The organism is Acinetobacter sp., assembly GCF_039596015.1.
GTDB lineage: Bacteria > Pseudomonadota > Gammaproteobacteria > Pseudomonadales > Moraxellaceae > Acinetobacter.
This window is the reverse complement of record NZ_JBCNKN010000008.1, coordinates 22,963-34,793: the sequence shown is the minus strand read 5'-3', so window position 1 is coordinate 34,793 and position 11,831 is coordinate 22,963. Positions and strand designations below refer to the sequence as shown.

The 11,831-nt window shown below is 38.1% G+C and carries 9 protein-coding genes; 6 read left to right on the top strand and 3 right to left on the bottom strand.

Going from position 1 to position 11,831, the window contains the following annotated elements; translation table 11 throughout:
- Nucleotides 1-80 precede the first annotated feature (80 nt).
- The 4 genes from ABDV70_RS09470 (at nucleotide 81) to ABDV70_RS09455 (ending at nucleotide 4,631) form a co-directional block, all read left to right on the top strand.
- Nucleotides 81-932 (top strand): 2OG-Fe(II) oxygenase family protein, encoded by an 852-nt coding sequence (locus ABDV70_RS09470; protein ID WP_343597308.1) that lies wholly within the window; start codon nucleotides 81-83, stop codon nucleotides 930-932.
- A gap of 132 nt (nucleotides 933-1,064) precedes the next feature.
- Nucleotides 1,065-2,012, top strand: a complete 948-nt coding sequence (locus tag ABDV70_RS09465) for a nucleoside hydrolase (RefSeq protein WP_343597306.1) — start codon at nucleotides 1,065-1,067, stop codon at nucleotides 2,010-2,012.
- A 126-nt stretch (nucleotides 2,013-2,138) separates the two neighbouring features.
- Nucleotides 2,139-3,134, top strand: coding sequence for an ion transporter (locus ABDV70_RS09460; RefSeq protein ID WP_343597305.1), 996 nt, complete (start codon nucleotides 2,139-2,141; stop codon nucleotides 3,132-3,134).
- 432 nt (nucleotides 3,135-3,566) lie between these two features.
- Complete coding sequence (locus ABDV70_RS09455) at nucleotides 3,567-4,631, top strand: diguanylate cyclase (RefSeq protein WP_343597303.1); 1,065 nt, start codon at nucleotides 3,567-3,569, stop codon at nucleotides 4,629-4,631.
- On the opposite strand, the gene ABDV70_RS09450 is transcribed toward ABDV70_RS09455, so the two are convergent.
- Nucleotides 4,628-5,200 (bottom strand): phosphatase PAP2 family protein, encoded by a 573-nt coding sequence (locus ABDV70_RS09450; RefSeq protein WP_343597301.1) that lies wholly within the window; start codon nucleotides 5,198-5,200, stop codon nucleotides 4,628-4,630. The genes ABDV70_RS09455 and ABDV70_RS09450 overlap by 4 nt on opposite strands.
- Nucleotides 5,201-5,545: 345 nt before the next feature.
- Nucleotides 5,546-7,042 carry a CoA-acylating methylmalonate-semialdehyde dehydrogenase gene (locus ABDV70_RS09445; protein ID WP_343597300.1) on the bottom strand — a complete coding sequence of 499 codons (1,497 nt, stop codon included), beginning with the start codon at nucleotides 7,040-7,042 and terminating at the stop codon, nucleotides 5,546-5,548.
- Nucleotides 7,043-7,437: 395 nt separating this feature from the next.
- Here ABDV70_RS09445 and ABDV70_RS09440 point away from each other — a divergent pair, with 395 nt between their 5' ends.
- Nucleotides 7,438-9,063: a SulP family inorganic anion transporter gene (locus ABDV70_RS09440; protein WP_343597298.1), complete on the top strand. Its 1,626-nt coding sequence runs from the start codon at nucleotides 7,438-7,440 to the stop codon at nucleotides 9,061-9,063.
- 174 nt (nucleotides 9,064-9,237) lie between these two features.
- Here the strand turns inward: ABDV70_RS09440 and ABDV70_RS09435 are convergent, their stop codons facing one another.
- On the bottom strand, nucleotides 9,238-10,107 hold the full coding sequence (locus ABDV70_RS09435; RefSeq protein WP_343597296.1) for an ATP-binding protein: 870 nt from the start codon (nucleotides 10,105-10,107) through the stop codon (nucleotides 9,238-9,240).
- Nucleotides 10,108-10,329: 222 nt separating this feature from the next.
- On the opposite strand from ABDV70_RS09435, the gene ABDV70_RS09430 reads away from it, so the two are divergent.
- Nucleotides 10,330-11,811: a DUF3336 domain-containing protein gene (locus tag ABDV70_RS09430; RefSeq protein ID WP_343597295.1), complete on the top strand. Its 1,482-nt coding sequence runs from the start codon at nucleotides 10,330-10,332 to the stop codon at nucleotides 11,809-11,811.
- The last annotated feature ends 20 nt before the right edge of the window (nucleotides 11,812-11,831 follow it).

The window sequence follows — 11,831 nt, the reverse complement described above, 5'->3', positions numbered from 1 at the left end:
GGACTTTTACATAAAGTTCTTTTTCTTTTTTAGGGGATCAGCTATCGTATTTATACGATAAATAATGATAAGAGGTGAATATGCAAATAGCGACTGTTGATTATCAACATCCACAAGCAGGTGAGCTTTTTACATATTCGTTACGCACCACGGGTTTTGCCGTTTTAATTAACCATCCGTTAAATTGGGAATTAATTCAGCAGATTTATCATGAATGGCTCGATTTTTTCCGTTCCGAAGATAAATATCGCTATGTTGTGTCATCTGAACGAAAAGGTGGTTTATTTCCAACCAGCCTTTCAGAAACCGCAAAAGGTGCGACTACAAAAGACTTAAAAGAATTTTTTCATATTTTTCCATCTGGTATTTACCCAGATGAAGTATCAGATGCAGCGTTATATTATTATCAACAGGCATTTGAACTTGCAAAACAGCTTTTAGGCTGGATTCAGACCTATACACCCAGTTACATCCAGCAACAGTACCATGAACCATTACCCAATATGATTGAAGGGGCGGAAAGTTTATTGCGGGTTCTACGTTACACACCTGTCGATACACAAGATGAATATATTCGTGCAGCAGCGCATGAAGATATTAACCTGATTACGATTTTACCTGCTGCGACGGCTTCTGGTTTACAAGTAAAAAATACCGAAGGTGAGTGGTTTGATGTACCTGTTGAAGCCAATTCATTGATCATCAACATTGGGGATATGTTGCAAGAAGCTTCGGGACATTATTATCCATCGACGACACATCGTGTAATTAAACATCAAGGTCATTCGATAGATAAAGAACGTATCTCGATGCCATTTTTCTTGCAGCCGAGAGCAGAGGTAGTTCTGTCTCAACGCTACACTGCGGGTCAATACCATGCCGAGCGAATGAAAGAACTCAAAGTGATTCAAGATGGGAAAATCCTGATTTAGCATCCAATTGATTATACTTTGTTTGAGATTGTTCAGAGTTTAGCTCATTGTATTTGGCTTATGGCTTCAGATCGGTTTAAATACACGCCTCTTACGAGGTACTCGTTTTTATATTGTTAAAAAGGTTATTCAATGTCTAAAGCACCGACTCAAATCATTATCGATACCGACCCAGGACAAGATGATGCAGTGGCAATTTTATTGGCGCTTGCCAGTCCAGAATTAGAAGTTTTGGGGATTACCACAGTTGCGGGCAATGTACCTCTTGCTTTAACCCATGTAAATGCACGTAAAGTGTGTGAATTGGCAGGTCGTCAGGATATTCGGGTATTTTCAGGATGCGATAAGCCATTACAACGTGCTTTGGTGACTGCTGAAAATGTTCACGGTAAAACAGGCTTGGATGGCATTGAATTGCCAGAACCGAACATGCCATTACAAGCACAACATTCAGTTGATTTTATTATTGAAACATTGCGTAATGCGCCAGAAAAAACCATTACCATTTGTTCATTGGGGCCTATGACCAATACGGCTCAGGCATTATTAAAAGCCCCCGATATTGCATCACGTATTGCAAAAATTGTATTGATGGGTGGTGGCTTTTTTGAAGGTGGAAATATCACACCATCAGCAGAATTTAATATGTTTGTAGACCCGGAAGCAGCCAAAGTGGCGTTCGGTGCGGGTATTCCACTGACTGTGATTCCTCTGGACGTTACACATAAGGCGTTAACCTCTAAAGCGTGGGTCGAAGGACTTCGTGCTATGAACACGTTGGTTGGTACGGCTGTTGCATCGTGGACAGACTTTTTTGAACGCTATGATATGGAAAAATATGGGGCAGCAGGTGCGCCATTGCATGATCCATGTGTAATTGCTTATATGCTAAAACCTGAATTATTTACAGGTCGCTATATTAATGTTGAAATTGAAACAGACAGTCCTTTAACTGTTGGCGCAACGGTTGCAGACTGGTGGCGTGTAACAGATCGTACTGCGAACGCTGAGTTTATGAACACCATTGACCGTGACGGATTCTTTGATTTGTTGACAGAGCGTTTAGCGCGTTACGCATAAATACTGTTTATATTGTATTGAGCAAAATAAAAATTGGGGTGCAATTGAGCGCTCCGATTTTTATATCTAAGATTTAAATTTTGAGGTACATTACACGCTTATTGGGCTGGGGTGTAACCTACATTTATGGGTAATTCTCAATGGCGTCGGTTTCGACATTTCTGTTATAACATATTACATAATACAGATGATGATACTAGAATAAATCGACTTATAAATTATATTCTCATTGCTTTAATTATCAGTAATGTGAGTGCTGTTTTACTTGAGTCAGTGAATCCGATTTACCGCAGCTATCATTTTTATTTCGACTTATTTGAAAATATTTCTATTGCTATTTTCTCTATAGAATACTTATTGCGTCTATGGAGTATTGTCGACTCTCAACCTGAATTGCCTGCTTGGAAAGTGCGGTGTAAGTGGTTGATTAGCGGAGAAGCGATAATTGATTTATTTGCCATATTGCCTGCATATTTAAATTTCTTTGTACATTTTGATCTACGTGTTTTACGTATTTTAAGGCTAGTCAGATTACTAAAGCTGACACGTTATTTTGTGTCATTACAGATTTTGCTGGCGGTGATCCGAAGGGAAAAAGGGTCTTTTCAAGCTGTTATTTTTATTTTAATGATGATGATTGTGATGGCTGCAAGTGGCGTTTATATTGCAGAAAATAAAGCACAGCCAGACGATTTTGGTTCTATTCCTCAAGCAATGTGGTGGGCTGTGGTTACATTAACGACTGTGGGTTATGGAGATGTAACCCCTGTCACTGTTCTCGGTAAAATATTAGGAGCAATAATCACAATTTTAGGAGTAGGTTTGGCTGCATTACCCGCAGGTATTCTGGCGACAGGTTTAGCAAATGAATTAAACGCCAGACAGCAACATTTACAACAGGAGTTCCGTGAATTGCTGATAGCCGATGAAGTGGATTTAATACAAGATCAAGAAAAAATAGAAAAAATCCGCCGTAAGGTTGGTCTGAGAAAAGAGCAAACACATGAAATTTTAATGCAATTGATGCGAGAACAATCTCTTGAGGAAAAAGAATTAGAAAAAAAGCCGTATCACTATTGCCCACATTGTGGTGAAAAACTAAACCATTTGAGAGAAAAATAACAATCGTTGTCGGGAGTTCGTTGTCATTTTTCCATCAAGGGGAAAATAAAATCAGGAATTAAATACAGGCAGACATTGTATTGCGGAACTAATTTTTGCTGCCTCAGAAAAATCCTTTAAGCCTGAGTTAAAATCGCAATATATCGTCAAAAAATTCATTTTTTATAGACTTATCAGCAGCATTAAACAACTGATTCAATTGGTATTGTTATAGTGGAAATAGAATGTTATTTTGTGTAAATAAAATTTCTTTTGAAGATCCGTTTAATTTTATTGAGGAAAAATTGTTTATTTTATAAACTATTTTTAAAGATAATCAAAAATAAAGCATATCTATTGAGTATTTCTCTGTAGAGAAGGGGGAGGCTGAGAAGTGGTGATAAAAATAACAAATCTTGGCTGTTTGCATACAATTTGATTTGGTGAGAAAAGATGCCTTACCTTATAGAAAATGAAGAGTTATTAAGAGAAAGAAATAAAAGGTATGTCGTTCGTGTTTTTATCTTGCGGCAACTGGGGACAATTTTGTGTTTTTTATCCTTTTATTCTGTCATTTCAATGTTGTCATATCGGATTTGGGTTTGGTTACTTTTAGCTATAAACGCCTTTTTTTGGCCGATATTGGCTTTTTATCTTGCCACTAATGCAAAAGATTCAGTGAAAGCTGAAAAATATAGCCTGATTATCGACACTTTTTTTGGGGGAATTTGGATTGCCCTCATGGAATTAAATCCATTACCGTCACTAATCCTGATTTCAATTTTTATTGCAGATCGCTATGCCGCAGGTGGCTGGAAATTATTACGTTCATCCATGCTGGTTCTTATGAGTTCCCTATTATGTGTTTGGACACTTTTAGGGTTTCCTGTCAATTTAAGTATTACGCCGAAAATAGTATGGTTTACTTTGCCCTTGGCAACAATTTATATGATTGCCTTGAGTATCGTTTCTCGAAAACTTTCCATGAGTTTAAGTAAAAAGAATCGGGAAATTGAAAAAATTGCGATGATTGATCCACAATTACAAATCCCCAACAGACGTTTTTTTGAGCAACATTTGGTGAGTACTTTCGTTAAGGTACAACGTGGCAGATGTGTTGCTCACCTCATATTACTCGATGTTGATAACTTTAAAGAGGTGAATGATACTTATGGACATGAAACAGGGGATTATGTCCTGATCGAAATTTCAAATATTTTAAAAGAAAGCATTCAGGTAAAAGATATACCTGCACGTTATGGTGGGGATGAATTGGCGATTATTGTATTTAACTATGATGATCAACATGTCATTGATTTGGCGCATCAAATTTGTCAGAAGGTACAGCGGCTTAGTATTCCACGGGATCATCAATTTAAGATTACGATTAGTGTGGGTATTGCGCCCGCCCAAGGGTGTGGCTCTACCTTGCAGTGGTTAGAACATGCAGATAAAGCCTTATACCGTGTAAAAAGAGAAGGGCGAAATGGCGTCAATTTTTGTGTCGATGTTGCTTAAAGTGGCGATTTTGTCGTGTTACGCGAAAAACGTGCCATTAATTTATCACATGGATAAGTACTGATGTTTTTCATTAAATAAACACTGATCAGTGCCCAGATTTCGGCTGAAATTAAGTCGAATGGGAAATGCACGCCAAGATACATTCTTGACCAACCAATGAGTAGGCTACTGATAAACAGTACAAAAAAGATTTTTCTAAATCCTAATACTAGAAAACTAAAGGCTAAGGCTGCAATTCCGAGCATGTGATGACTTGGTAAAGAAGTCGTTTTCGCATGATGGATGAGTGTATGACCAATATGCAAAACAAAAGGACGAGGATGATAATAAAATAATGAAAAGATTTTTGCTGTGATGAGCGCAACAGCGATAGAACATAAAGACAATGAAACAGCATGCCAATATCGCTGTTCTTTCTTTAAAAAAGCAAGTGCAAGCAGAACCACACCAATAATTGCGATTAAATAGTTTGATGAAAAGAGAGCTAATTGTTTGATCAGGGCGCTAGGATGATCTGATGCATTAAAAATATAAAAAAGATTAATATTGAGTTGTTCTAAGTTCATCACTCACGACCTGCAACGTACTAAAAATACAGCAGGCATTAGATAATTTAATTATTAAGATCACTTTAGTTATGTATTTATTATAAATATTTGAAATATATTAAATTTTAACAAGTGTGGAATTTTTTTTAGATTAATATAAGAAAGTCTTAAGCTTTTTTATCAAAAAATGAGAAGGTTTATATATCTTAACATTAGAATTGTGAATATTTCATGTCATATCTCATTTAAAAAAGGATTTGTGGTTGCACATATAATGCAATGCTTCACAAACTTTATACATTGAAAAAATATAGACATTAAAAATCCATTTATCTGACGATAAATGGATGAGGAGGAGATTACTTATTGCGAAGATGGTATTGAAAATTGTTTTGATTCCCGAACACTAGTAGAGGGCCAGCGTTGTGTGATGGTTTTTCGATGGGTGTAGAAGCGGGCGCCATCTGGGCCATAAGCATAAAGATCACCAAATAATGAGCGTTTCCAGCCACCAAAACTATGATAAGCCACAGGTACAGGAAGCGGGACGTTTACGCCCACCATACCTACCTGAATATGAGTCGTAAAGTAACGGGCAGCCTCGCCATCACGGGTATAGATACAAGTTCCATTGCCATATTCATGCTCATCAATGAGTTGCATGGCTTCTTGCATGGTCGCAACACGAATAATCTGTAAAACAGGGCCAAAAATTTCTTGCTGATAACTGCTCATGTCTTTGGAAACATGATCGATTAAAGTTGGGCCAACGAAAAAGCCGTTTTCATAACCTTGTGGCGCTGCATGGCGACCATCAACTACAATTTTTGCACCTTGCTGTTCTGCACTGTCGATATAGCCAATAACTTTAGCCTGATGTTGCGCCGTAATCACAGGGCCAAAATCATTATTTTTATCTGAAAAATGACCGAATTTTAATTTGGCAATTTCGGGTTTTAATTTTTCAATGAATAGGTCTGCAATTTCATCGCCCACGGCAACCGCAACAGAAAGTGCCATACAACGCTCGCCTGAAGAGCCAAAAGCAGCACCCAGTAATGATGCCACGACATTATCAATATCGGCATCGGGCATGACAATCGCATGATTTTTTGCCCCGCCAAGTGCTTGGCAGCGTTTGCCTGAAGCTGTGGCAGTGGTATAGATATATTCAGCAATGGGGGTTGAACCAACAAAACTGACCGCTTTAATTCGTGGATCATGCAATAAGGTATCTACCGCTTCTTTGTCGCCATTGACCAAATTGAAAACGCCGTCGGGTAAGCCCGCTTCTTTGAGTAATTGGGCGATAAATAAGGTCGATGAAGGATCGCGTTCAGATGGTTTGAGTACAAAGCAGTTGCCACAAACGATTGCCATTGGGAACATCCAAAGCGGTACCATCACAGGGAAGTTAAATGGCGTAATGCCCGCGACTACGCCAAGTGGTTGGAACTCACTCCACGAGTCAATATCTGGTCCGACATTTTTTGAAAATTCACCTTTTAAAAACTGGGGTGCACCACAAGCATATTCAACATTTTCAATGCCGCGTTGTAACTCACCTGCGGCATCATGGACAATTTTTCCGTGTTCTTCGCCAATCAGCGCACAAATCTTATCGGCATGTTGTTCAAGTAATGCTTTAAATTTAAACATAACCCGCGCACGTTTAATCACAGGCGTGTCACGCCACGCAGGAAATGCTTCTGCCGCAGCGGTAATGGCTTTTTCTACAGTGGATTTACTGGCAATTGCAACTTGTTTGGAAATTTCACCTGTAGCAGGGTTGTAAACAGGTTGCGTCCGCTGTGCTTGTGTTAAAATTTCACCATTAATTAAATGTCCTATTGTGTGCATGATATATCCTTGTTGTTTGTTGTATTTCGATAAAGGTAATTCGTCATTATGGATATAGTTTTACCATTTCTTGAATAAGTTGAATATCTGATAAAGATTTATTTTGATAAAAAATCGTATTTAAAATTTGATTTAAAGCTTATTTTTAATCATAAAACATCCGTAATTATTTTTAATTGTCGTTCTGTTGTTGTAATGCGATGAAATTTTGATGAGTATTCACTAGCAACAATATGTCACGTTATGGAGCATTCATATATCCAGCTATTGAATCGATTTTAAAACCGCTTTTGTAATGATAAAAGTGATCCGATACAGCCAATTGATTGAGATGTAATAAAAAGAAAAAGCGCTATACAATTGAGTCATAAAATTGATTTTAAAAAGAGAAATAAATGCTTCCTATAACAAATAAAGTTTTACGGTTGGATATTATTGCGGGAATCTCAATGGCGGGCTTATTACTGCCTGAGGCGATTGCTTATTCAAATATTGCAGGTTTGTCTCCCCAAAGTGGTCTGATTGCTTTATTGGTTGGACTGAGCATTTATGGGCTTATTGGTTCAAGTCGTTTTGCGATTGTATCGTCAACATCATCTTCTGCTGCGGTTTTAGCATCTGGTCTAGCGACATTGGTTGTGGCATCTTCAGTTGAAAGAGCCAGTCTGGCTTATGCAATTGTCTTTTTGGCAGGGGTTTTATTTATTTTTAGTGCCTTGTTTAAATTAGGTGAGGTCACACATTTTATTGCAAAACCAGTTTTGAAAGGATTTTCTTTTGGTTTGGCATTAAGTATTGCGGTAAAACAACTCCCTTCGATTTTGCAAATACATACCGTTCATGCCGATTTTTTTCGACAAATCTGGGAGATATTACAAAATTTTCCAAAGTGGAATATATACGCTCTGGTCATGGGGATCGTTGCCTTTATTACACTTTGGGTGGGAAAGCGATTTAGGACACTACCGATTGCTTTGTTATTGGTTGTGGTGGGGATTGTTCTCAATCTTCAAGGGTATATTGCCCAATGGCATATTGCCTCTGTTGGTCAGTTTGAGTTTGCTTTACCTAAACTCCAATTTCCAGATCTTTCTTTGAATATGTGGTTGCAACTGGCTGAACTTTCGATTGCGGTGGTTTTTATGGCATATGCCGAGTCATATACCTCAATCCGAACCTTTGCCTTGAAATATAATGATCAAACTGAACCAAATCGGGATTTACTGGCACTCGGGGTGAGCAATATTTTTTCTGGGCTTTTTCAGGGGATGCCTGTTGGTGCGGGATATTCAGCAACTTCTGCCAATGAAGCTGCGGGGGCGCAAACAAAAAAATCTGCATGGGTTGCTGCCTTGAGTGTCGCACTATTTTTATTATTATTTCGCCAATATATCAGTGATATTCCTGAACCTATTTTGGCGAGTATTGTGATTTATGCGGTTAGTGGACATATTCAAATTTCGCCATTCAAACAATATTTTATCTGGAAAAAAGATCGTTTTCTTGTTTTGACATCCATTTGCGCCGTAATCGTTTTTGGTGTGTTAAATGGATTAATGATTGCAATCATGGTTAGTATTATCATGATGTTGAAGAGTTATGCGATGCCTAAAGTGCGATGGCTTGGACGTCTGGATGATGGGCATGACTTTGTTGATATGGCACGATTTCCCGAGGCGAAAGCGATTGCCAATATTTTGATTGCCCGACCAGATGAACCGATTTTTTTTGCGAATGCCGAAAAAATATTTAATCTCATTTTAGCGCAGGCTTTACAGCAAAAAGTTGAACATCTGATTATCAATATTGAGGAATGTCCGAGTTTGGATAGTAGTAGTGTTGAAGAACTTTTGTCGTTCGCACAGCGTTTGCAAGACCATCAGATCGACTTACAACTGGCACGTGTACGCTCTACCGTAGCGCAAACATTGGTTTATGTGAATAGTCCGTTGTTGCCACCAAGTTGTTATCGTGCAAATAGTGTCGATGATGCTGTCACTAATATTCTTATTCATCTGTGATTGACTGCATGGCTAAAATGAGATTTTAGCCATGCATAAAATTAGACCATTTCTAGCATTTCTTCATTTAATGCTTAATTGAGAGTGACTCAATTTCATCATTTTTATTTGAAATATTTTAAAAATTTATGTCGTAAACATGATCTAAATTAGATGATGAATATCGACCAAAAATTAGCCTTGTAAACGTGTGGAACCAATCCAGTGTTTAGAAAACTGATAGGCTGCTCGACCAGAGCGTTGACCACGTGATTGACACCATCTTAGTGCTTCGGCACGTGCTTCATCGGTTAATGCCAAATCGGATTTTTGCAGATAATGTTCAACAATGTCTAAATAAAGTCCTTGATCCATTGGGTAAAAAGACAGCCATAAACCAAAACGGTCAGAGAGAGAAATTTTTTCTTCAATCGCTTCTTGTGGATGCAACTCTGTATATTGGGGGACATCTACTTTGGTAACAGGTGTATTTTCGTGCATAAATTCGGGCAATAAATGGCGACGGTTACTGGTGGCATAAATAATAAAATTATTATTTCCAGATTCTAATGAGCCATCTAAAACACTTTTTAGACTGCGGTAGTTTTCATCTTCAGCATTAAAAGCTAGGTCATCACAATAGACAATAAACTTTTCAGGACGACCCTGAATCAATTTTTCAATTTCAGGTAAATCAGATAAATCATCCCGCTCGATTTCAATTAAGCGTAGTCCCTGATCTGCATATTCACTTAAAAGGGCACGGACAATCGATGATTTTCCTGTCCCTCTGGAACCTGTCAGCAAAACATCATTTGCAGGTAAACCTTTTAAAAACTGTAAAGTATTTTGAATAACTTTTTGTTTTTGACGTTCAATACCTTTTAAGTCATCTAAACGAATCTTTTTAGGTTGATGAATTGGTTTTAATTGCTGCTTTTGCCATTTATAGGCTGGTGCTGAAAAATCAGTTTCTGTTTTGGCAGGAGGGAGAGTTTGCTGCAATTGTACAAGTACATTTTGTATAAGATGGAGCATATCTTCTGGTAAATTGAACTGAGCCATAGTGATCCGCTTATTATAAGAAATTAAAAAGTACGATTATCTCGCCATTTGATTCGCTGTTGATATTTCACAAATGCTTCCGATTGCCAATCATGGATGAAATATCAATAAACTTTAAATTAATCAAAATAGCAATTGATCTTCATATTAGACATAAGTTAACGTGAAAGGAATGACCGATTTCATCAAGCCATCAAGATCATTGGATTACTGAGAGAAAAGATGCTGAATCTATTGACTGAAAATGTACAAAAATTACAACGATATCGGATTAGTAAACTCCAGAAACAACTTGCACATGCTGAAAATTATCAGGAATGGAAAGAGATCGCATTACAGCTTGATGAAGAGTCAGGTATTCAAGAATGGAAATATGAAAACTCATCCCCTTATTTTGATGCAGAAGTGATCTCTCATCGTTTAGGATTGCTTAAAAAATATCGTCAGCAAGACCGCATTAAAGACCTCATGTATATCTTACGTGAGGGGTTAACCTATGATATTGCTAACATTTGTCATCCGATGTTGTTTGTGGTGAGTCATGTTGGAACAAAAAAAATTATTGAAGACTATGTTGATGAAGTTAATTTAGGTTTAAAGCATATCGCCCAAACAGATTCATCGGTACTACCATTGGCTGAGAAAATCACCTTTTTTGAAAACTGCCAAGTGGCTTATGGGCAACCTGCATTAATGTTCTCGGGTGGCGCAACTTTGGGGTTGTTTCATAGCGGTGTCTGTAAAGTCTTACGTGAACAGGATTTAATGCCACGTGTTTTGTCTGGGTCAAGTGCAGGCGCAATTATGGCGGCAATGCTTGGGGTTTCTACTTCAGATGAAATTGATCGGATTTTAAGTGGACAGCATTTTTTTAGCGATGCCTTTCACTTCAGATCACTGAAGTCATTATGGAAAGAAAAGGGCGGTTTTGCCGATGTCCGCTATTTAAAAAAATTCCTGATAGAAAACTTAGGTGATTTAACTTTTGAAGAAGCATACCAGCGTTCAGGGCTAAATATTAATATTGCTGTTGCCCCTTATGATGCTTCGCAGAATGCCTCGATTTTAAACCGTTTTACTGCACCAGATTTATTGGTATGGAGTGCAACTTTAGCCTCATGTGCAGTACCGATTTTATTTCCACCTGTGCACCTTACTGCAAAACGCTACGATGGACAGCATACACCGTTTATGTCCAATACTTTTTGGGTCGATGGAAGTATGCGAAGTGATTTCCCACAGGAAAAAATGTCACGGCTATATAATATTAATTATACGATAGCCTGTCAGGTGAATCCGCATATCGTGCCTTTTATGCAAAGCGATGCAGATCGTTATCGCCGTGATTTATTGAGTTGGCCTGAACGAATTATTCGCCGTCAGGGGAAAGTCATCACCAAAGGTATCATGGATTTTACTCGAGAACGTATCGGGTCTGTGCCGCAAGTCAGGCGGTTACTTGATAACTGCTATGGTATCGTCGACCAACGCTATTATGGTGATGTGAATATTTTTGCTCAATATAACCTGAAACATTATTTATATATGGTTCAAAATCCACGCCCACATCTTTTTAAATTACTACAAAAAGAAGGGGAGCGTGCGACATGGCCAAAAGTTTCGGTGATTGAAATCCATGCGCGTATTGGTAAAACCATAGAGCATGTGTTGCAGGCATTACAAACACCAGATGTAGCACCTTAGCGCTTGGCTTGGTACAGTTC